23 protein-coding genes are annotated in these 19,429 nt (G+C 67.2%); 14 read left to right on the forward strand and 9 right to left on the reverse strand.

Annotation, left to right across the window (positions count from 1 at the left end; genetic code table 11):
- Window positions 1-31 precede the first annotated feature (31 nt).
- The 7 genes from IB232_RS11150 to IB232_RS11180 form a co-directional block, all read right to left on the reverse strand.
- The gene (locus IB232_RS11150) at window positions 32-1,042 is read right to left on the reverse strand and encodes a YeiH family protein (protein ID WP_192398616.1); all 1,011 of its coding nucleotides are present in this window, start codon (window positions 1,040-1,042) and stop codon (window positions 32-34) included.
- Entirely contained in the window at window positions 1,039-1,212 is a 174-nt protein-coding gene (locus IB232_RS11155) for a hypothetical protein (RefSeq protein ID WP_192398618.1), read from the reverse strand. The genes IB232_RS11150 and IB232_RS11155 overlap by 4 nt, the downstream gene beginning before the upstream one ends.
- Window positions 1,209-1,871 carry a DsbA family oxidoreductase gene (locus IB232_RS11160; protein ID WP_192398620.1) on the reverse strand — a complete coding sequence of 221 codons (663 nt, stop codon included), beginning with the start codon at window positions 1,869-1,871 and terminating at the stop codon, window positions 1,209-1,211. The genes IB232_RS11155 and IB232_RS11160 overlap by 4 nt, the downstream gene beginning before the upstream one ends.
- Window positions 1,868-3,199 (reverse strand): MFS transporter, encoded by a 1,332-nt coding sequence (locus tag IB232_RS11165; protein WP_192398622.1) that lies wholly within the window; start codon window positions 3,197-3,199, stop codon window positions 1,868-1,870. Before IB232_RS11165 ends, IB232_RS11160 begins: the two co-directional genes overlap by 4 nt.
- Before the next feature lie 314 nt (window positions 3,200-3,513).
- The gene (locus tag IB232_RS11170; protein WP_192398624.1) at window positions 3,514-4,563 is read right to left on the reverse strand and encodes a 3-keto-5-aminohexanoate cleavage protein; all 1,050 of its coding nucleotides are present in this window, start codon (window positions 4,561-4,563) and stop codon (window positions 3,514-3,516) included.
- A gap of 52 nt (window positions 4,564-4,615) precedes the next feature.
- The gene (locus IB232_RS11175) at window positions 4,616-5,464 is read right to left on the reverse strand and encodes a TauD/TfdA dioxygenase family protein (protein ID WP_192398626.1); all 849 of its coding nucleotides are present in this window, start codon (window positions 5,462-5,464) and stop codon (window positions 4,616-4,618) included.
- A gap of 10 nt (window positions 5,465-5,474) precedes the next feature.
- Window positions 5,475-6,455: a quinone oxidoreductase family protein gene (locus IB232_RS11180; RefSeq protein WP_192398628.1), complete on the reverse strand. Its 981-nt coding sequence runs from the start codon at window positions 6,453-6,455 to the stop codon at window positions 5,475-5,477.
- Between the two features lie 214 nt (window positions 6,456-6,669).
- On the opposite strand from IB232_RS11180, the gene IB232_RS11185 reads away from it, so the two are divergent.
- The 8 genes from IB232_RS11185 to IB232_RS11220 all read left to right on the forward strand — a co-directional run bounded on the left by IB232_RS11185 (window position 6,670) and on the right by IB232_RS11220 (window position 14,137).
- Window positions 6,670-8,007, forward strand: a complete 1,338-nt coding sequence (locus IB232_RS11185; protein WP_192398630.1) for a DUF3300 domain-containing protein — start codon at window positions 6,670-6,672, stop codon at window positions 8,005-8,007.
- A gap of 15 nt (window positions 8,008-8,022) precedes the next feature.
- Window positions 8,023-8,913: a DUF2950 domain-containing protein gene (locus IB232_RS11190; protein WP_192398632.1), complete on the forward strand. Its 891-nt coding sequence runs from the start codon at window positions 8,023-8,025 to the stop codon at window positions 8,911-8,913.
- Between the two features lie 113 nt (window positions 8,914-9,026).
- Window positions 9,027-9,464: a hypothetical protein gene (locus IB232_RS11195; RefSeq protein WP_192398634.1), complete on the forward strand. Its 438-nt coding sequence runs from the start codon at window positions 9,027-9,029 to the stop codon at window positions 9,462-9,464.
- 3 nt (window positions 9,465-9,467) lie between these two features.
- A complete protein-coding gene (locus IB232_RS11200) occupies window positions 9,468-9,818 on the forward strand; it encodes a VOC family protein (protein ID WP_192398636.1) in 351 nt (116 codons plus the stop codon).
- A gap of 1,094 nt (window positions 9,819-10,912) precedes the next feature.
- Entirely contained in the window at window positions 10,913-11,452 is a 540-nt protein-coding gene (locus IB232_RS23935) for a methyl-accepting chemotaxis protein (RefSeq protein WP_412547730.1), read from the forward strand.
- A gap of 20 nt (window positions 11,453-11,472) precedes the next feature.
- Window positions 11,473-12,066, forward strand: coding sequence for a YdcF family protein (locus IB232_RS11210; protein ID WP_192398640.1), 594 nt, complete (start codon window positions 11,473-11,475; stop codon window positions 12,064-12,066).
- Between the two features lie 132 nt (window positions 12,067-12,198).
- Window positions 12,199-13,206, forward strand: coding sequence for an alpha/beta fold hydrolase (locus tag IB232_RS11215; protein ID WP_192398642.1), 1,008 nt, complete (start codon window positions 12,199-12,201; stop codon window positions 13,204-13,206).
- Between the two features lie 130 nt (window positions 13,207-13,336).
- A complete protein-coding gene (locus IB232_RS11220) occupies window positions 13,337-14,137 on the forward strand; it encodes a substrate-binding periplasmic protein (RefSeq protein ID WP_192398644.1) in 801 nt (266 codons plus the stop codon).
- A gap of 71 nt (window positions 14,138-14,208) precedes the next feature.
- On the opposite strand, the gene speE is transcribed toward IB232_RS11220, so the two are convergent.
- Window positions 14,209-15,069: a polyamine aminopropyltransferase gene (speE, locus tag IB232_RS11225; RefSeq protein ID WP_192398645.1), complete on the reverse strand. Its 861-nt coding sequence runs from the start codon at window positions 15,067-15,069 to the stop codon at window positions 14,209-14,211.
- Window positions 15,070-15,187: 118 nt separating this feature from the next.
- Window positions 15,188-15,370, reverse strand: coding sequence for a PLD nuclease N-terminal domain-containing protein (locus tag IB232_RS11230; protein ID WP_192398647.1), 183 nt, complete (start codon window positions 15,368-15,370; stop codon window positions 15,188-15,190).
- 236 nt (window positions 15,371-15,606) lie between these two features.
- Between IB232_RS11230 and IB232_RS11235 the strand changes: the two genes are divergently transcribed.
- From IB232_RS11235 to IB232_RS11260, 6 genes are all read left to right on the forward strand, one after another.
- Window positions 15,607-15,873, forward strand: coding sequence for a hypothetical protein (locus IB232_RS11235; protein WP_137972742.1), 267 nt, complete (start codon window positions 15,607-15,609; stop codon window positions 15,871-15,873).
- Window positions 15,874-16,005: 132 nt separating this feature from the next.
- Window positions 16,006-16,290: a DUF1652 domain-containing protein gene (locus IB232_RS11240; RefSeq protein WP_192398649.1), complete on the forward strand. Its 285-nt coding sequence runs from the start codon at window positions 16,006-16,008 to the stop codon at window positions 16,288-16,290.
- A 10-nt stretch (window positions 16,291-16,300) separates the two neighbouring features.
- Window positions 16,301-16,993 (forward strand): DUF421 domain-containing protein, encoded by a 693-nt coding sequence (locus tag IB232_RS11245; RefSeq protein ID WP_192398651.1) that lies wholly within the window; start codon window positions 16,301-16,303, stop codon window positions 16,991-16,993.
- On the forward strand, window positions 16,990-18,081 hold the full coding sequence (locus IB232_RS11250) for a DNA topoisomerase IB (RefSeq protein ID WP_192398653.1): 1,092 nt from the start codon (window positions 16,990-16,992) through the stop codon (window positions 18,079-18,081). The genes IB232_RS11245 and IB232_RS11250 overlap by 4 nt, the downstream gene beginning before the upstream one ends.
- An 84-nt stretch (window positions 18,082-18,165) precedes the next feature.
- Window positions 18,166-19,149: a DJ-1/PfpI family protein gene (locus tag IB232_RS11255; RefSeq protein WP_192398655.1), complete on the forward strand. Its 984-nt coding sequence runs from the start codon at window positions 18,166-18,168 to the stop codon at window positions 19,147-19,149.
- 32 nt (window positions 19,150-19,181) lie between these two features.
- Entirely contained in the window at window positions 19,182-19,427 is a 246-nt protein-coding gene (locus tag IB232_RS11260; RefSeq protein WP_192398657.1) for a DUF1272 domain-containing protein, read from the forward strand.
- Window positions 19,428-19,429: the final 2 nt, after the last annotated feature.

Here is a 19,429-nt window from a genome sequence, read left to right on the forward strand (position 1 = left end):
GGTTGTGCCGGCGCCAGCGCCGGCGCACGGATCACAGGCCCCAGCGCAGCAACAGCAGCACCAGGATGACCAGGAAGATGGTTTCGCCGACCATCAGCAGGATCGGCTTGATGCCCACGCTGGCCAGCTCCTTGAGCTGGGTCTTCATGCCCAGGGCGGCGATGGACACCACCAGGCACCAGCGCGACAGCTCGTTGACTCCGCCCTGCACCAGCTGCGGCACCCAGCCGGTGCTGTTGACGCAGGCGAGGATCAGGAAGCCGACGGCGAACCAGGGCAGCAGCGGCGGCCGCTCGCCACCGGTTTCCACACCCTGCAGGCGGGTGACCATGGCGGCCGCGACGATCACCGGCAGCAGCATGGCCACGCGCATCAGCTTGACCACGGTGGCGGTGTCGCCGGTCTCCGGCGACATGCTGTAGCCGGCGCCGACCACCTGGGCCACGTCGTGGATGGTGGCGCCGAGGAACACCCCGGCCTCCTGCGGCGACAGGCCCAGGGCGTTGGCGATCATCGGGTAGAGGATCATCGCCAGGGTCGACAGCGCCGACACGCCGATCACGGTGAACAGCGTGGCCTTTTCCTTCTGCGGGTGGCTGGGCAGCGCGGCGGCCAGGGCCAGCGCCGCCGAGGCGCCGCAGATGGCCGTGGCGCCGCCGGTGAGCATGCCGAAGATGCGCTTGAAACCCAGCGCCTTGGCCGCCAGCACCGAGACGGAGATGGTCACCACCACCAGGATCACCACCAGCGCCAGCGGCTTCCAGCCGAGGGCGGCGATCTGTTCCAGGGTGATGCGCATGCCCAGCAGGGCCACGCCGACGCGCAGCACGGTGCGCGCGGTGAATTCGATGCCGGCTTTGCACTTGCCATCGGCGGCGAGGAAGTTGAGCCCCAGCCCCAGCAGCAGGGCGAACAGCATCACCGGCGCGCCGTAGTGCTCAGAGAGGAAGGTGGCGGCGGCGGCCACCACCAGGCTGACGGTGATGCCCGGCGCCAGCTGGCGAGCCCGGTCGTTGATCTGGGTGAGAGCGATGGCGCTCATGGCGCGAAGTCCTCGATGACGATGGTGACGCGGCCGCCCTCTTCCTCGATTGGACAGGTGGCGGCCCGGAGCGGGTTGAAGTTGGCCAGGTAGGCACTGGCGAATGCGCACGGCGCGCGCTGGCCGGCCGCCGGGCTCTGCAGGGCCGGCACGTGATGGCGGTGGGTCATGCCTGCAGTCTCCGCCGCTCCGGAAGTCCGAGGGCCTCGCGCATGCCGCGCAGCAGCAGGTCGGCCGGCTGCGCGCCGGACAGCAGCAGGCGACCGTCGAAGACGAACTGCGGCACGCTGCTGGCAGCCGTATTCGGCGCCTGGAAGGGTCGGCCATCGCGGTACAGGGCGCGGGCCATCTCCTCGCGTGGGTAGCCGCAGGTCTCGGCGATGGTCAGCAGGGTATTGGCGTCGCCGATATCCTCGCCGAGGCGAAAATGCGCGGCGAACAGTCGCTCCAGCAGGCGATCACGCTGCTCCGGGCCACCCAGTTCCACGGCGCGGCGCAGCAGGCGATGCGCATCGGCGGTGTTGGGCATGCGGGCGATGCGCTGGAAGTCGAAGCGCAGATCGACGTCCGTACCCGCCTCCTGCACCTGGGCCTGGCGCAGGCGCACCGCGGTGTCACTGCCCAGGCGGCGGCGATAGAACTCGGCAAACGGCTCGCCAGCGGCCGGCAATTGCGGCAGCAGCTGCACGCTCTGCCAGTCGATGCTCACCACCTGGTGCGGCAGCGCCTGCTGCAGCTGCACCACGGCGCGCTTGAGCTGACGCTTGCCGATCAGGCACCAGGGGCAGACGAAGTCGAAGGCCACGTCGATGCGCAGGACGCGGCTCATGGCTGCACCTCCAGCGCTGCCGGGCCGGCCTCCTCCCGACCCTGGCCGCCACGCAGGCGGGCGATGTCCTGCAGGTAATGGCAACGGGCATAGAAGAACACCGCGGCGGCACCGATGCTGACCAGCGGCACCAGCTGGAAGGCGACCTGCAGGCCGAACAGATCGGACAGCTTGCCGGTTACGAACGGCCCCGGCGCCAGGCCCAGCAGGTTGTTGGCCAGGGTCAGGGTGGCGAAGGCGGTGCCGTGTACCGAGTAATGGGTCAGGTTGGCCACCATGGCCCCGGACGGGCCGGTGGTGCCGGCGGCGATCAGCATGCCCAGGCAGATCAGCAGCAGCTGCAACGGCCCGGCGGACAGGGCGAAGGCCAGCGACAGCAGCAGGCAGCTGCCCAGGCAGTAGGCGATGGCCAGGGCGATCTTGCGCTCCGGGGCATTGCGGCACAGACGGTCGCTGAGCATGCCGCAGAGGATCATGCCGGCGCCGCTGCACAGCACGATGATGCCGGCCAGGGCGCCGGCCTTGTCGGTGCCCATCTGGTAATAGCGATTGAGGTAGCTGGGCATCCACACGATCACCGTGCCGCCGACGAACAGCTGCAGCCCGCTGCCGACGTAGGCGGCGATCACCGAGCGGCTGCTATACAGGGTGCGCAGGGGCTTGGCGGCCTTGTCCGCCGCCTGCCGGGCGGCGTCGGCGAAGCGCTTGTGCGACACCCGCGCCTCCTTCACCACCAGCGGGTAGACCGCGGCCAGCAGCAGGCCGAACAGGGCCATGCCGCCGAACGCCCAGCGCCAGCCGAAGTTCGCCGCAATCGCACCACCCAGGGCCATGCCCAGCACTGAGCCGAACATGCCGCCGGCCATGAAGGCGCCAGTCAGGGTGGCGCGCATGTGCTTGGGAAACACCGAGAGCACCACGGCGATGCCGACGCTGCCGTAGGCGGCCTCGCCGACGCCGACCAGGAAGCGTGCCACCAGCATGTGCTCGTATTTCTGTGCCAGGCCGCAGGCCAGGGTAGCCAGGCTCCACAGCAGCGCCATCAGCGCCAGGCTGCGCACCCGGCCGAAGCGGTCGGCGAGCAGCGACAGAGGGAAGGTGAGCAGGCCGACCATCAGAGCGACGATGCCGCTGAGCAGGCCCAGCTGGCTGTCGGACAGCACCCATTCACCCTTCAGCAGCGGGAAGACCGCGTTGAGCACCTGCCGCGACATGTAGTCGGAGATCAGCAGGCCGAAGGTCAGGGCGAAGACGATCCAGGCATAGCTGCGCGGAATGCCGGCCGAGGTGTCGATTTCCTCGCCCTGGGTGCTGTGGTGAAAGGCCATGTGGCTACCTCGTTGTACTGCTACTGCTTGTTATTGTTGTAGTCGTGCAAGACGACGCTCGGCAAAGGCCTCTGGACGACCCTGTGGGGTCGCCAGCACCGCGGACGGCGCGCCCGGTTCGTGGCCCGGGCGCCGCCAGCGGCAGAGACCTTTGCCCAGCGGCGTGGCGCCTCCGACCTGCGGAGGGCGCCGTGTCACTCAACCGCGCTGGGGCAGCTGTTTCTGGCCCGGCGTGCGGTTCGGCGCGATGCCGCCTGCCAGCGGGGTTTGTGCGAGGCCGTCGAGCTGCACCGCACTCGGCAACTGCCGATCAATCACTTGCGCAGGAAGCCCTGCTGACCGCCCTTGGGATTCGGGGCGAAGCCGTTGGCGGCCAGGGTTTCCTCGACCGTGTCGTAGAACACGCCGATCTTGAGGATCTCGCGGGCTTCCTTGCCGTTGGCGACCGGGCGACCGATCTCCTTGGCAATGCGTACCAGCTGCTCGATCTGCTCGACGGAAGTCATCTTGCGCGAGCGATCCTGGGTCCAGATGTTGTCCTCGATGCCGCAGCGCACGTGCAGCCCCATCGCCATGCCCATGAGATTGACCGGCAGGGTGTTGAGCATGGTGCTCTCCACCGTGAGCATGGTGCCGTCGGGGATGGCGCGCAGGAAGTTGGCCATGCTGTAGATATGCGGCTGGTCCATGCCGCCGCCGATGGCCACCCAGTTGCACACCAGCGGCCCCTTGTAGACGCCGCGACGGATCAGGCGCTCGACCGTCTCGTAGCTGTTGATGTTGTAGAACTGGAAGGCGCTCTGGATGCCGGCGGCGGAGAGGCGCTTGATGTGCTCCTCGATGAAGCCCGGGCCGGACGGCACGATCATCTCGCGGTAGGCATCGTAGGTATCGCTACCCATGGAGGTGCCGGTGTAGTCGCGCACGTCCATCTGCTCGATGACGTTCATCTGCGTGGTGTTGACCGTCACCGTCACCTGGTCGGGCTTGGGATCGAGTTCGGCGAGCATGTGCCGGGTGTCGTCGTGCAGCCACTTCGCGGCGGCGCCGTCTTCCGGGGGCGCGAAGGAGATGGAGCCGCCGACCTGGATGACCATGTCCGGCACCGCCTCGCGTACCCCGGCGATTAGCTCGTTGAACTTGGACAAGCGCTTGGAGCCCTTGCCGTCCAGTTCACGCACGTGCAGGTGCAGAACGGAGGCGCCGGCTTCATAGCAATCGACGGCCTTCTGGATCTGCTCTTCCATGGTCACCGGAATGTCTTCCGGATAGTCCGAGGGGAACCATTCGGGGCCGTAAGGGGCTGCGGTGATGACGAGTTTGTCCTGGTTTTCAGGGAAGAGAGAACCGTCGAGGAAGTTCATGCCTGTTGCCTCAGATATTTATTAGTAGATGGCGCGAATGGGATGCTTCGAATCAGAAGGTCTTGTCGCCGATGATGCCGGCGCGCTCCATCTTGCGATGGCAAGGTGGGTAGTCCATGACCGCGTAATGCTGGGTGCTGCGGTTGTCCCAAATCGCCACGCTGTTGGGTTTCCAGCGCCAGCGCACCTGGTACTCCGGGATGTAGGCCTGGCTCACCAGATAGCGCAGCAGGTCGCTGCCGCCCATGCTGTAGTCCTGGCCGTAGCGCACATGCTCCGGTGTGTGGAAGTTGCTCAGGTGGGTGGCAAAGGCGTTGACGAACAACACCTTCTCGCCGGTCTCCGGATGGATGCGCACCACCGGGTGCTCGGCATCCGGGAACTGCGCCTTGAGCGCCAGGCGCTTCTCGATCGGCATGGCCGCACCGAAGCTGGCCTCGATGCTGTGGCGGGCACGCAGGCCGGCGATGCGTTGTTTCACTTCTTCCGGCAACTTCTCGTAGGCCAGCGCCATGTTCGCCCACATGGTGTCGCCGCCCACCGGCGGGCATTCCACGCAGCGCAGCACGCAGCCCATGGGCGGTGCCTCGCGCCAGGTGGCATCGGTGTGCCAGGCGTTCTCGTAACGGTCGTTGGGCGCATCCGGCGACTTGTAGATGCGCACCAGGCCCGGGTGCTCCGGGTCGCTGCCGGCCACCGGATGATCCTCCAGCTCGCCGAAGCGACGGGCGAAGGCCACGTGCTCGGCGCGGCTGATATCCTGGTCGCGCAGGAACAGCACCTTGTGCTTGAGCAGCAGCGCCTTGATCTCGGCGAACAGCTCATCGTCGCGGGAGGCATCACCCAGGTTGATGCCGCTCAGCTCGGCGCCGATGGCGCAGGTCAGTTGTTCGACTCGCATGACGGCCTCCTCAGATGACGAAGATCGACGACCCGGTGGTCTTGCGCGACTCCAGGTCGCGGTGCGCCTGCACCGCGTCCTGCAGGGCGTAGTGCTGGTTGATCTCGATGTGGATCTGGCCGCTGCCGACCAGGCCGAACAGCTCCTCGGCCAGTTCCGATTTCTCCTGCGGATCGGCGATGTAGTCGGCCAGGGCCGGACGGGTCATGTACAGCGAGCCCTTCATCGCCAGCAGCTGCGGATTGAAACCCTCGATCGGGCCTGAGGCGGTGCCGACGCAGACCAGCAGGCCGCGGCGCTTGAGCGAATCCAGCGAGCCCATGAAGGTGTCCTTGCCGACGCTGTCGAACACCACGTCGACGCCACGCCCGCCGGTCAGCTGGCGCACGCGCTGGGCAACATCCTCATGGCTGTAGTCGATCACGTGATCGCAGCCGTGGGCCCGTGCCACCTCGGCCTTGGCCGCGCTGGAGACGGTGCCTATCACGGTCAGGCCGAGCAGCTTGGCCCACTGCGAGACGATCAGGCCGACGCCACCGGCGGCGGCGTGCAAGAGGATGCTGTCGCCTTCGCGGAAGGCATGGATCTTCTTCATCAGGTAGGCCGAGGTCAGGCCGCGCATGGTCATGGCCGCGGCAGTCTCGAAGGCGATGGTCTCCGGCAGCTTGATCAGCGGCGCGGCCGCGATCAGGCGTTCGGTGCTGTAGGCGCCGAGGGTGTTGATGAAGCCGGTGTAGGTGACCCGGTCACCGACCGCCACGTTGTCCACCCCCTCGCCCAGCGCCACCACCACACCGGCCGCCTCGACGCCGATGCCATTGGGCAGCGGGATCGGGTAGGTGCCGTTGCGGAAATAGGTGTCGGCATAGTTCAGGCCGACGGCGACGTGGCGGATGCGCACCTGACCAGGGCCGGGTTCACCGACCTCGACGTCCTCGTAGCGCAGTACTTCCGGACCCCCGGCCTCGTAAAAACGGACGGCTTTGGCCATGCCTGTTCTCCAGTCTTGTTATTAGCCACCAATAGCGTGGATCGGACTGTAGAACCGGCCTCAGAGGGGTGCTTCTCATCGCACGACAGGGGCTTTTCATTTCATGACATCGGGCAGACAGCCCAGCACCTGCACTCTCGCGGAACTGGCCTATGCTAGGCAAAGCGCGGCGGCAGCCGCCTAAGGTTTGCGCCTGTGCGCAAGGAGAATCGCCATGCGTATGCACCCGACCCTGGGCCTGCTGGGCCTGCTCCTGGCACTGCTGGCAACGCCATTGCCCGCCGCGGACGCCGAGAGCAGCGCACCCAGCGAGCAGGTCTTCAGCAACGAAGAACTCGACCAGATGCTCGCCCCCCTGGCCCTGTACCCCGATGCCCTGCTGGCCCAGGTGCTGATGGCCGCCACCTACCCTGGCGACGTGGCCGACGCGGTGACCTGGTCCACGGAGCATCCGGACGCCAGCGGCGACGATGCCGTGCGCCAGGTGTCCGACCAGCCCTGGGACCCCAGCGTGCAATCGCTGGTGGCCTTCCCCGCCGTGCTGATCACCCTGGGCCAGGATCCCGCCTGGGTACAGAAGGTCGGCGATGCCTTCCTGGCCAGCCCCGATTCGGTGATGGACTCGGTGCAACGCCTGCGCCGCCAGGCCAAGGAGGCCGGCAACCTGGAGTCCAACGAGCAGCAGAAGGTCAGCGAACAGCCGGCCGCCGCGCCCGCCCAGGCGACCAGCACCGGCGGCAGCAGCCAGCAGACCATCATCATCGAGTCGGCCGATCCGCAGGTGGTCTACGTGCCCAGCTACAACCCCAGCGTGGTCTACGGCACCTGGCCTTACCCGACCTACCCGCCGGCCTACTACCCGCCACCACCGGGCTACTACTTCGGCTCCGCGGTGGTGGCCGGCATCGGCTTCGCCGCGGGCGTGGCGATCATCGACTCGCTGTGGGGTGACTGCGACTGGGGCGGTGGCGACATCGACATCGACGTGGACCGCTACAACAACATCAACAGCAATCGCCAGATCAACACCGGCGACAAGACCTGGAAGCACAACGCGGTGAACCGCGACGGCGTGCCCTACCGCGACCGCGCCAGCCGCGAGCAATACGGCCAGCGCCTGGCCAACGGCGAGCAGCGCCAGGAACTGCGCGGCCGCGACACGGCGCGCGTCGCCGACCGCGAACGGGCGCGGCAGAGCCTGGAGCAGCGCGGTTTCGAGAGCCCGGCCACCAGCAATCGCCAGGCCCGCGAGCGGGCCCAGACCGCCGATCGCGACATGCGCAACTCCGATCAGATGCGCCAGCGCGCCCAGTCCCGCGAACGCGGCACGGCGCAGAGCCGGCAGCAGGCCCGCCAGCAGCACGCCACCTCGCGCGGCGCCCGCGACAACGCCTTTGCCGGCGCCCGCACACCCGACCGAGAACGTGCCTATCAGCAACGCGGCCAGGCCAGCCGCGCCGCCGCCAGCCGCCCGCAGGCATCGCGCGCCAGCGGGCGGGCGGTGAGCCGCCCGGCCATGTCCTCGTCCCGCGGCGGCGCCAGACGGCGCTGATAAGGAGACCCGCCCATGCACGCGATCCAGCGTTTCGCCCTGCTCACCCTGCTGGCCCTGCCCGTGCAGGGACTGCACGCCCAGCAAGCCTTCCCCAGCCCCGAGGAAGCCGCCGCGGCCTTTGTCGCCGCCCTCGGCACCCAGCGGGCCGACGCCACGCGCCTGGCGGCGCTGCTCGGCAAGGACTGGCGCAGCTATATCCCGCGCGATGGCGTCGAGCGCGAGGACGTCGAGGCCTTCCTCGCCCTGTACCGGGAAAAACACGAGACCCGCCCCGAGGCCCGCAACCGCTCGCGCCTAGTGGTCGGCCACAGCGCCTGGGAATTGCCGCTGCCACTGGTGCGCGGCAAGGACGGCTGGTTCTTCGACACCCGGGCCGGTGGCGAGACCATCCGCCTGCGCCGCATCGGCCGCAACGAGCTGGCCACCTTGCAGGCGGTGCGCGCCTACCACGATGCACAGATGGACTACGCCGAGATCGACCGCGACGGCGATGGCGTACTGGAATACGCCCAGCAGTTCGTCAGCAGCGACGGCCAGCATGACGGCCTGTACTGGCCCGACCAGCCTGGCGTGGAAGAAAGCCCGCTGGGGCCGCTGTTCGGCGACGAGCTGCCGGACGGCGACTGGCACGGCTACCGCTACCGCATCCTCGACGCCCAGGGTACCTCGGCACCCGGCGGCGCCTACAACTACCGACTCGGCAACAACATGAGCCGCGGCTTCGCCCTCGTCGCCTGGCCCGCCGACTACGGCAACAGCGGAGTGATGAGCTTCATGATCAGCCATGAGGGCGAAGTGTTCGAGAAGGACCTCGGCCCCGAAGGTGACAAGCAGGCACTGGCCATGACCCGCTTCGACCCGGACGGCAGCTGGCAGGAGGCTTCGGAGGAAGAACTGCCCTGACCCGAGCGGGCCCCTGAATCCATCGAGGCAGCAGACATCCGCAGCGAGGCCTGCTAGGTTCTGCGGTCCCCCAATGGACCCGGCGCGTCAGCGCCCTCGATCAGGACGATTCCATGCGTGCCCTCTGCCTCCTTGCCGCCCTGCTACCCGCCCTCACCCAGGCCACCGGCCTGCAGCTGGATCAGCGTGACGGCGAGCAGCGTTTCTATCGTGGCCAGCTCGCCCTGAGCGGCGAATACAGCTACCGCCCCCACGACGAAATCAACTCGCAGCTGTGCTTCTTTCCCCAGGGCCCGAGCGCAGCCGCCATTCCCCGCGACGCGGACGACGCCCGCCTGCCCTGGTTCTGCTTCGCCAACCAGCAGCAGGCGTTCGCCCAGCTCGGCGTGCCGGCAGAGCTGCCAAGCGGCAAGTGCGTGATTGCCGGCACCGCGCGCATCCTGGTTTCTGAATACAAGGTCGACGCCCGCGCCATGGACGCGTCCGACCTCGCCCAGCTGGATGCGGTCCAACAAGTAGGCGCAGCCGAACTGCAACCCTGCGAGGAATAAGCCATGCACCAGCACCACAGCATCAATTACCTGGAAATCCCCTGCCGTGAGCCCGAGGCGAGCAAGGCCTTCTTCACTCAGGTATTCGGCTGGAGCTTCGTCGACTACGGCCCGGACTACAGCTGCTTCGTCGGCGCCGGCATCGACGGCGGCTTCTTCCGCGCGGCGCTGGACTTCGCCAGCGAGCGAGGCTGCCCGTTGATCGTGCTGTACAGCAGCGACCTCAACGCCACGCAGAATGCGGTGGAGGCGGCAGGCGGACGGATTCTCAAACCGGTGTTCGCCTTCCCCGGTGGCCGCCGCTTTCATTTCGCCGATCCCAGCGGCAACGAATACGCCGTCTGGTCGGAATAAGGCGACTTTCCTGCCTTTATGGGCGACGAAACGGCCGTTTCCGGCGCCTTGTCGCCAATTGTTCGCCGCCAGTAATTTGACTGGTTAATCTGACTGCAGGCCATGTGCCACCAGTCACGCCCAATCAGCTTCAAGTCACGACCAACTTCGCCGATACGTTCGGCAAACCAACAAGAACGGAGCCAACTCCCATGCAGCAAGGGCTGTTAGCCACACTCATGCCCCAGACCGAACAGGCCCCCAGCGACCAGCTGCTGAGCCGGATGCTGGCCTTCTTCGGCCTGTGCGGCCTCACCATCGGCCTGTACAGCGGCATCAAGTGGGCGCGCCTGGGCAACGACGCACTGGTGCAGGGCTCGCTGCTGCTGATCATCGGCATGCCGCTGGCCCTGCTGACGCTGCGCCAGGTCTGGCTGCCGGCCCGCGCGGTGGCCAATTTCGCCATGGCGCTGATCAGCAGCTACGCGATGATCCTCATCTATCAGCTCGGCGGCCTGCACTCCGCGCACATCTTCTGGCCGCTGGTGGTGATCGGCTTCGCCTACCTGCTGCTGGGCGGGCGCAGCGCGGCGTTCTGGGGGCTGCTGCAGCTGGTCTTCGTGTTCTGGCTGATCCGCCTGGACTGTTCCGGCGCCGCCCTGCCGCAGTTCGAGCTGAGCGCGCGCGATTCCATGGTCAACGAATACTCGGGCTACCTGCTGCCGGTGATCACCATGTGGCTGGCCCAGTGGTACAGCGCGCGGGTGCGCCAGCAGGCGCTGGACGGCGCCCAGCAGCACCTGCAGGAGGCCGAGCGGGTCGGCAAGGCCGCCACTGCCGGTAGCCAGCAGCTGGCCAGCCTGCTCGACGAGGTGCGCCACAGCGCCGGCGACCTGCGCCAGCTGTCGCAGCAGCTCTACCGCACCCTCGACAACATGCGCCAGCGCTGCCAGAGCATCGACGGCGACGTGCAGCAGCAGGCGGAAGCCATGCACCAGCTCGACCTGGCCGTGCATGAAGTGCTCGCCAGCCTGGCGCAGAGCACCGCGCACATGCAGCAGCTGAGCCAGGACACCCAGCACAGCAGCGGCCAGGTCAATGCCTGCGCCACGCGCATGCAGCAGGCCCAGGACAGCATGCAGGCGATCCAGGCGAGCAACCAGCGCATCGCCGAGTCCATGCAGATGATCAGCGCCATCGCCCAGCAGACCAACCTGCTGGCGCTCAACGCTGCCATCGAGGCGGCCCGCGCCGGCCAGCACGGACGTGGCTTCGCCGTGGTTGCCGACGAGGTACGCTCGCTGTCCCAGCGCAGCAACCAGACCGCCGACACGGTGCAGAGCGTGCTCGGCCAGTCCGAGAAAATCGTCAACACCGGTGCCGAGCAGGTCAGCGACGTGGGCGAGGCCCTGGCCGAGAACGCCAGCCTCACCGCCAACCTCTCCGGTGCCATCCTCGAACACAGCCAGGCGCTGGATCAGGCTCACCACCAACTGATTCAGGTGCGCGACCATAGCGCCGCACAACGCGAAGCCAGTCAGCGCCAGCGCGCCGCCAGCGCCGAGCTGCTCAGCGCTCAGGAGTCGCTGGTCAGCCTGGGCGAGCATCTGGAACAGCTGTCGCAGCAGCTGCATCAACGGGTGGAACAGCGCTGAACCAGTATCGTCACGTCGGCATGCGCCTGGCGCTGCCAGCGCTGCTGATCGGCGGAATCGCCACGGCAGCGCTGCAGATTGCCCAGTACGCAGCCGAGCCAGCGCCCGCCAGGGTCGATGCGGTGATCGTACTCGGCGCCGCCGTGTGGCAGAACCAGCCATCGCCGGTGTTCGAGGAGCGGATCAAGCATGGCATCCAGCTGATCCGCAATCAGGCCGCGGACTACCTGATCCTCACGGGTGGTATCGGCATCGCGGATTCCCACGCCGAATCCGCGGTCGCCCACCAGTACGCCCTCGCCGCCGGGGTTCCGGCCCATCGCATGCTGACCGAGGCGGTCTCCACCGTCACCGCCGAAAACCTGGCCCAGGCATGCGCCCTGATGAAACAACACGGGCTCGACAACGCGCTGATCGTCAGCGATCCCCTGCACATGAAGCGGGCGATGACGCTGGCCAAGGACATCGGCATCACCGCCTACGCTGCACCGACGCCCACCAGCCGCTATCGCAGCTGGCACACCAAGGCCGAATCGCTGGCCTACGAGACTTTCTTCTACCTCTCCCATCTGGTCATACGGCTCACACCCGCGGCACCGCGCTGCGCCGGCTAGACGCGCTTGCGACGCTCTAGACCGGAGCTGCGCGGCTCTCGCCAAGGAAACATCCGGGAACAGTGCCAGGCTTTCTCGACGGCGGGGAATTGTCCTAAAAATGCCGCATTTTCCATCGCCAGGACTCTCCCCATGCCCAGGTTGAATTCCACCCTGCTGTGCGCAGCCCTGCTGGCCAGCAGCACCGCCCTCCATGCCGCCACACCGAGCTACGGCGAACAGCTGGAAGGCTTCGATTATCCCCATCCGCTGCAACGCTTCGCGTTCCAGTCCCAGGGCCAGAGCCTGTCCATGGCCTACATGGACGTCGCCGCCACGGGCCAGGCCAACGGCCATACGGCGGTGTTGCTGCACGGCAAGAACTTCTGCGGCGCAACCTGGGAGCAGACCATCAAGACCCTGAGCGACCAGGGCTACCGGGTGATCTCACCGGACCAGGTCGGCTTCTGCGCCTCCAGCAAACCGCGCGGCTACCAGTTCAGCTTCAACCAGTTGGCGCTGAACACCCAGGCCCTGCTGGACCAGCTTGGCGTGGCCAAGGCCACGCTGATCGGCCACTCCATGGGCGGCATGCTCGCCGCGCGCTTCGCCCTCAACCATCCACACAGCGTGCAGCAGCTGGTGCTGGTCAACCCCATCGGCCTGGAGGACTGGCAAGCCGAGGGCGTGCCCTACGCCAGCATCGACCAGCTCAACCAGGGTGAGCTGAAGGCCAGCTTCGAGAGCATCAAGAACTACCAGCTGCGCTTCTATTACAACGGCCAGTGGGAGCCAGAGTACGACCGCTGGGTGGACATGCAGGTTGGCCTGTACCACGGCAAGGGCCGCGAGATCGTCGCCTGGAATCAGGCGCAGACCGCCGAGATGCTATTCAGCCAGCCGGTGATCCACGAGTTCGGCCGTATCCAGGCACCGACCCTGCTGCTGATCGGCGGCAAGGACCGTACCGCGCCAGGTGCCAATCGCGCACCCAAGGCAGTCGCCGAGCGCCTGGGCAACTACCCGGAGCTGGGCCGCAAGGCCGCCGCCGCATTGCCGAACGGCACGCTGGTGGAATTCCCCGAGCTCGGCCACTCACCGCAGGTCGAGGCGCCGGAGCGCTTCCACCAGGCGCTGCTGAAAGGCTTGATCACTCTGTAGAGCGCGCTGTCGTCACCGCGCTGACGCCCTGCCTAACTCGTGAAGAAGCCGGGATTGCCGGCTTTTGCGCCTCTGGACGACGCCTGCGCGGCCGACCATGCTTAGCGCAGTTGGGTGGGAGGGGTGAACCATGCCTGGTTGGCGCCTGTGGGCTCTGCCATTGCTGAGCAGTCTGTTGGTTTCTGCGGCGCATGCCGAGGACTGGCCGCAGCTCCGGCTGTGCTACGAAAGCCAGGATCTGTCGCCCTACACCAGCACCCCGTCCGGCGCGGCGGCGGAGCATCCCGGCCTGGTGGTGGAGCTGATCGAGCAGGCGGCGCGCAGCGCGGAGCTGCAACTGGTGCTGCATCGCCAGCCCTGGAAGCGTTGCGTCCATGAAGTGCGCCAGGGCGCCAGCGATGGCCTGTTCGTCGCCGTCTGGTGGGCCGATCGAGATGCCTGGGGACGTTTCCCGGGACGCTCTATGGATGGGCAGACACCCGTCGACCCCGGCCGCAGCCTCTGGCCAGCCGACTATCGCGTCATCGTGCGGCCCGACAGCCCGCTGCAGTGGGACGGCCAGCGTTTTCAGGGCATCATCCATGGCGTCGGCGCGCCGCTAGGCTATGCGGTCAGCCAGTACCTGCAGAGCCTGGGCGTGCTGACCCACGAATCGCTGGCGCCGGCCACCGCGCTCAAAATGGTGGTAGCGGGACGCCTGGACGGCTATGCACTGGAGACCGAGCTGGGGCTGGCCCTGATCAAGCGCGAGGGCCTGCAGGGGCAGCTGGTGCAACTGCCCACGCCCGTGGTGCAGGCCCACTGGTACCTGCCGCTCTCGCATCAGTTCTACGCGGCCCACCCCGAGCGGGCCGAACGGCTCTGGCAGGCCATTGGCGAACAGCGCGAGCAACGCGCCGACGAGCTGCGCCAGCGCTATCTGGGTCGTTAGTGCTCCTTCGATCAGCCTGCGACAGAAACGAAAAAGCCGGCATTCGCCGGCTTTATCATTTACGCATCACATCAGTCGTTGCTCGGCTTGTTCACCGCCTGCAGCACGTATTGCGGCAGGGCGAAGGCGCCCAGGTGGATTTCCGGATTGTAGTAGCGGGTGACGATGCCGCTGCCGGCGAAGCGCTGGCGCAGGGTGTCCAGCGGCAGCTTGCGGTAGCCGGCGTCAGTGCTGCCCCAGGCGAAGGTCATGCTGCCGCCGATATAGGTCGGCACGGCGGCCATATAGAAGTGCCAGTCGGCGAACAAACCGTCCATACGTCCGGCGGTGTTCTGTACGCCATCGAGCTGCATGAAGGGCGTGCCGTTCTGGGTCACCAGAATGCCGCCGTCGCTCAGGCAGCGGCGGCAGGCCTGGTAGAAGTTCTCCGAGAACAGCACCTCGCCCGGACCGATCGGGTCGGTGGAGTCGGAGATGATCACGTCGAACTTCTCGGTGGTGGTCGCCACGAAGTTCATGCCGTCGTCGATCACCAGGTTCAGCCGTGGGTCGTCATAGGCGCCGCAGCTGTGGTTGGGCAGGAACTCCTTGCACATGTCGACCACGGTGCCGTCGATCTCGACCATGGTGATGCTCTCCACGCTGTGGTGCTTGCGCACCTCGCGCAGCATGCCACCGTCGCCGCCGCCGATGATCAGCACGCGCTTGGCGTTGCCGTGGGCCAGGATCGGCACATGAGTGAGCATCTCGTGGTAGATGAACTCGTCAGCCTCAGTGGTCTGGATCACCCCGTCCAGCGCCATCACCCGGCCCATGCGGGCGTTCTCGAAGATCACCAGGTGCTGGTGCTCGGTGCGCACCTCATGCAGCAGCCGGTCCATGCGAAAGCGCTGGCCATAGCCGTCGTAGAGAGTTTCTTGGTAATCGCTCATGGGTGGTCCCCGTCGTCGCTGGTGGATTCGGACGGACCAGGCCCGCCCATGAAGAAGGCGCGCATTGTAAGGAGATACGCCCGGCGGCTCCAGCCGGGCGAGGCAACAGGATGTGTGACTAGAACTTCATGTTGCCGCGCGGCCCCATCAGCGCCCAGATGATCAGGCCGACCACCGGCAGCAGCGCGATCAGGGCCACCCAGAGCACCTTCTTCAAGGTGTCGGCATTGCTTTTCACCACGTTGATGATCGCCCAGATATCCAGGGCAAAGATAACCAGCGAGATAAGGCTGTACAGCATGGCGTCACTCCTGTGTGGGCTGCATTTCAATCTAGGATAACCAGCGCAGCGGCGCCTTCGCAAAGCTCTCGGCAGGGTGGAAAGCCCCGAAAAACGCCAACATGCGACATATTTCTATGTTTTTACGACAGGATGTGACTCCAAGGTCAGGTTTCGCCATCAACAGTTCACAGGCCGCGGCAATACGTGCTTTCGCTGGCCAGATTGCACACTGGGCATCCTTGGAGAACAGACCCATGAACACCTCGCTCCGCGTCAACGAAGCTCTGCTCATCGCCGGCCGCGCCTTCCAGCCGTTCCAGTGCGTCGCCTGGCAACCACAGGACGGCACCGGCGTGATCACCCTGGCGGTGATCGACCGCACCAACCGCCGTCTGAGCCAGGCTCAACTGGACAGCCGCACCTACGCCGACCCGGCGCAGCTGGCCGACGCACTGGCCCAGTCCCGCGAGCAGATCAGCCGCCAGGGCTATTCGCTCGACCCCTGGAGCATGCCCGAGTAACACTCCGCTCGCCCCGGCCTGCCGCCACCAGAAGCCCCCTGCGCCCTCCGGCCCAGGGGGCTTCGCTTTTCTGTACGAACCTAACGGCTGCCGCCCCGTCTACTCACTAACAGCCACAGACGGAGGCGCCGCATGAGCACCGCCCTGAGCCTCGAAGAGGCACTGCATATCGTCGAACAGGCCTTCCTGCCGCATGCCTGCCAAACCCGGGCGGATCGCGAGGACGCCAGCTTTTCCTTCCGCGTGTTCGATGACAGTGACGTCGAACTGCTTTCCCAAGCGCATGTAGCGCGCTCGCAGTATGGCGACCCGGCGCGCCTGGCCGGCCTGGTCGAACTCGCGCGCCTGGAACTGAGCAAGGACGGCTACGAGCTGGCGCCCTGGTCCATGCCCTGGAGCAACCCGCAAGTCGGTTGAGGAGGTACGCATGGAAGCTTTCGACTGGCAGCGCATGCTGCTCGATGACTTTCCCGTGGCCTTCCTTGGCGAGGTGGCGCTACGCGCGACGTTCGCCTACCTGGCCGTATTCATCTTCCTCAAGGTCTCCGGACGACGCGGCGTGCGCCAGCTGTCGCTGTTCGAACTGGTGGTGATCCTCACCCTCGGCTCGGCCGCCGGCGACATGTCGTTCTACCACGACGTACCGCTGCTACCGGTCGCCGTGGTGTTCATCACCCTGCTGGTGCTCTACAGCCTGACCACCCGTCTGATGAAGCGCAGCCCACGCTTCGGCAGCTGGGTCGAGGGCAAGCCGGTGGTGATCATTCGCGATGGCCTGTACGAGCTCGGCGCCCTGGAGACGCAGAACATCTCCAGCGACGAATTCCATATGGAGCTCCGCCGCGCCGGCGTGCAGCACCTGGGCCAGGTACGCCTGGGCATCCTCGAGGTCGACGGCGACCTCAGCCTGTACTGCTTCCCCGCCGAGGAGACCCACAGCGGCCTGTCGGTGCTGCCGGAAGAGCTCAACCCGGTCTACCAGCACATCCCCGCCGACGGCCTGTACGCCTGCAACCGCTGCGGCAACCCGCAACCGCTGCAGGCCAAGCATGATGCCACCTGCGCGCGCTGCGGCGGCGAGCTGTGGAATCAGGCCCTGGACTGGAAGCGCGAACGATGAGCGAACAGGCACCGCCGCTGGCCAGCGGCACCCGTCCACTGCCGGCCGACGAGCGCGAGGATACCGGCACCGCCCTGTGCCCTGTCCTGCCGCCGGACCTGGTATATGTCGATGACCGCCAGGCCGGGATCAGCCGCCGCAAGCTGCGCGGCCACTTCGCCTATTTCGACGTGGATGGCCAACGCATTCGCGACGCCGACGAGATCAAGCGCATCAACGCCCTGGCGATTCCGCCCGCCTACACCGACGTGTGGATCTGCCCCGACCCGCGCGGCCATCTGCAGGCCGTCGGCCGCGACGCCCGCGGGCGCAAGCAGTACCGCTACCACCCGCGCTGGCGCGAGGTGCGCGACTGCAACAAGTACGAACGCCTGCTCGACTTCGGCCGCGCCCTGCCCGGCCTGCGGCGCCAGGTGGAGGAGCATCTGGCCCTGCGCGATCTGGGTCGCGACAAGGTGATGGCCACGGTAGTCGCCCTGCTCGACTCCACCCTGATCCGCGTGGGCAACCCGCAGTACGCAAGGGACAACAAGTCCTTCGGCCTCACCACCCTACGCAACCGGCATGTCGAGGTGGCCGGCGCCGCCATCCGCTTCCACTTCCGCGGCAAGAGCGGCATCGAGCACCGCGTCAGTCTGACCCACCCGCGTTTGGCCCGGGCAGTGCGGCGCTGCATGGAGCTGCCCGGCCAGCAGCTGTTCCAGTACCTGGACGACGCCGGCGAACGCCGTGGTGTCAGCTCGGCGGACGTCAACCAGTACCTGCAGAGCCACGCCGGCAGCGATTTCACCGCCAAGGACTACCGCACCTGGGCCGGCAGCGCCCTGGCCCTGCAACGCCTGCGCGAGCTGCGCCCGAGCAGCGACAGTGAGGCCAAGAGCCAGGTGGTGGAAGTGACCCGCCAGGTATCACGCCTGCTCGGCAACACCCCGGCGATCTGCCGCAAGTGCTACATCCATCCGGCGGTGATCGATGCCTTTCTCGACGGCAGCCTGGCTACATTGCGCGCCGCCAAGCCGCGCCAGGGCCTGCGCGAGGAAGAGAGCCTGCTGCTGCGCTTTCTCGAACGCTTGTCCCAGGCCGACTGAGCGATTGGCCATATCTGTGGGTTTATTGTCCTTGTTGCCAGAAGCAGGCAGGCGCAGACTCGCCGCAAGCTTCTGGAGAACCCCATGCGCACCATCGCCAGCCTGATCTACCCCGATGTGATGAGCCTCGACGTGACCGGCCCACTGCAGGTATTCGCCTCGGCCAACGTCGAGCTGCGCCGCCTGGGCCAGGCCGAGGCGTATCGGCTGCTGGTGCTGGCCGACGAGGCCGGTGCGCTGGCCACTTCCGCCGGCTTCCGCCTGGTCGCCGACCAGGCCTGGCGCGATTGTGCGCCGGCCGAACTGGACACCCTGCTGATCCCCGGCGGCCTGGGTGAGACCGCGCAATGCGCCAATCAGCCGCTGCTGGCTTGGCTGCGCGACGCCGAGCCGCAGATCCGCCGCCTAGGCTCGGTGTGCTCCGGCGCGCTGATCCTGGCCGCCGCCGGTCTGCTCGACGGGCGCCGCGCCACCACCCACTGGGCCGACGTCGCGGCCCTGCGCTGCCACGAGGGAATCGAGGTGGACGGCGATCGCCTGCACACCTACGACCCGACCGGCCGCGACGGCGACGCCCATGTCTTCACCTCCGCCGGCGTCACTGCCGGCATCGACCTGGCCCTGGCGCTGGTCGAGGCCGACCTGGGCCGCCCGCTGGCCTTGGCCGTGGCCCGGCGCCTGGTGATGTTCCTGCGCCGCCCCGGCGGCCAGGCACAGTTCAGCGCCCTGCTCGCCCCGGACGCCAGCCGCACGCCGCGCCTGCTCAGCCTGCTGGAATGGATGGCGCAGAACCTGGCCGCCGACCTGTCGCTGGAAGCCCTGGCGCAGCAGGCCCACCTCTCGGCGCGCAGCCTGTCGCGGCTGTTCGTCCAGGAACTGGGCATGGGCCCCGGGCGCTACGTCGAACAGCTGCGCCTGGAGTCGGCGCGCCTGCTGCTGCAGGACGCCGGCGCCTCGATCAGCACCGTGGCGCGGCTGACCGGCTTCCGCCATCCGGAGAACCTGCGCCGCACCTTCCACAAACACCTGTCGGTGAGCCCCCAGGACTACGCCGAACGCTTCGCCTGAATCAATCATCCCTCGCGCCAAGGAGAACCACCATGCTGCAACTGCGCCCCGGCTGCGAATGCTGCGACCGCGACCTGCCACCCGAGTCGCTGGACGCGCGCATCTGCTCCTTCGAATGCACCTTCTGCGTCGACTGCGCGGAAGGTCGCCTGCAGGGCATCTGCCCCAACTGCGGCGGCGAACTGGTGCGCCGGCCGATCCGCCCCGCCGTCAAGCTGGCACGCTCGCCCGCCACCAGCGAACGCACCTACAAACCTGCCGGCTGTGCCCAGGGCTGACG

The organism is Pseudomonas sp. PDM15, from assembly GCF_014851565.1.
GTDB lineage: Bacteria > Pseudomonadota > Gammaproteobacteria > Pseudomonadales > Pseudomonadaceae > Aquipseudomonas.

Coding starts and splice junctions, on each gene's coding strand:
- IB232_RS11180 (WP_192398628.1), bottom strand. CDS start 6,455: ATGGCCAAAGCCGTCCGTTTTTACGAGGCCGGGGGTCCGGAAGTACTG.
- IB232_RS11200 (WP_192398636.1), top strand. CDS start 9,468: ATGCACCAGCACCACAGCATCAATTACCTGGAAATCCCCTGCCGTGAG.
- IB232_RS11210 (WP_192398640.1), top strand. CDS start 11,473: ATGCGCCTGGCGCTGCCAGCGCTGCTGATCGGCGGAATCGCCACGGCA.
- IB232_RS11255 (WP_192398655.1), top strand. CDS start 18,166: ATGCGCACCATCGCCAGCCTGATCTACCCCGATGTGATGAGCCTCGAC.
- IB232_RS11240 (WP_192398649.1), top strand. CDS start 16,006: ATGAGCACCGCCCTGAGCCTCGAAGAGGCACTGCATATCGTCGAACAG.
- IB232_RS11195 (WP_192398634.1), top strand. CDS start 9,027: ATGCGTGCCCTCTGCCTCCTTGCCGCCCTGCTACCCGCCCTCACCCAG.
- IB232_RS11190 (WP_192398632.1), top strand. CDS start 8,023: ATGCACGCGATCCAGCGTTTCGCCCTGCTCACCCTGCTGGCCCTGCCC.
- IB232_RS23935 (WP_412547730.1), top strand. CDS start 10,913: ATGCAGCAGGCCCAGGACAGCATGCAGGCGATCCAGGCGAGCAACCAG.
- IB232_RS11260 (WP_192398657.1), top strand. CDS start 19,182: ATGCTGCAACTGCGCCCCGGCTGCGAATGCTGCGACCGCGACCTGCCA.
- IB232_RS11165 (WP_192398622.1), bottom strand. CDS start 3,199: ATGGCCTTTCACCACAGCACCCAGGGCGAGGAAATCGACACCTCGGCC.
- IB232_RS11220 (WP_192398644.1), top strand. CDS start 13,337: ATGCCTGGTTGGCGCCTGTGGGCTCTGCCATTGCTGAGCAGTCTGTTG.
- IB232_RS11175 (WP_192398626.1), bottom strand. CDS start 5,464: ATGCGAGTCGAACAACTGACCTGCGCCATCGGCGCCGAGCTGAGCGGC.
- IB232_RS11185 (WP_192398630.1), top strand. CDS start 6,670: ATGCGTATGCACCCGACCCTGGGCCTGCTGGGCCTGCTCCTGGCACTG.
- IB232_RS11235 (WP_137972742.1), top strand. CDS start 15,607: ATGAACACCTCGCTCCGCGTCAACGAAGCTCTGCTCATCGCCGGCCGC.
- IB232_RS11230 (WP_192398647.1), bottom strand. CDS start 15,370: ATGCTGTACAGCCTTATCTCGCTGGTTATCTTTGCCCTGGATATCTGG.
- IB232_RS11250 (WP_192398653.1), top strand. CDS start 16,990: ATGAGCGAACAGGCACCGCCGCTGGCCAGCGGCACCCGTCCACTGCCG.
- IB232_RS11160 (WP_192398620.1), bottom strand. CDS start 1,871: ATGAGCCGCGTCCTGCGCATCGACGTGGCCTTCGACTTCGTCTGCCCC.
- speE (WP_192398645.1), bottom strand. CDS start 15,069: ATGAGCGATTACCAAGAAACTCTCTACGACGGCTATGGCCAGCGCTTT.
- IB232_RS11215 (WP_192398642.1), top strand. CDS start 12,199: ATGCCCAGGTTGAATTCCACCCTGCTGTGCGCAGCCCTGCTGGCCAGC.
- IB232_RS11170 (WP_192398624.1), bottom strand. CDS start 4,563: ATGAACTTCCTCGACGGTTCTCTCTTCCCTGAAAACCAGGACAAACTC.
- IB232_RS11155 (WP_192398618.1), bottom strand. CDS start 1,212: ATGACCCACCGCCATCACGTGCCGGCCCTGCAGAGCCCGGCGGCCGGC.
- IB232_RS11150 (WP_192398616.1), bottom strand. CDS start 1,042: ATGAGCGCCATCGCTCTCACCCAGATCAACGACCGGGCTCGCCAGCTG.
- IB232_RS11245 (WP_192398651.1), top strand. CDS start 16,301: ATGGAAGCTTTCGACTGGCAGCGCATGCTGCTCGATGACTTTCCCGTG.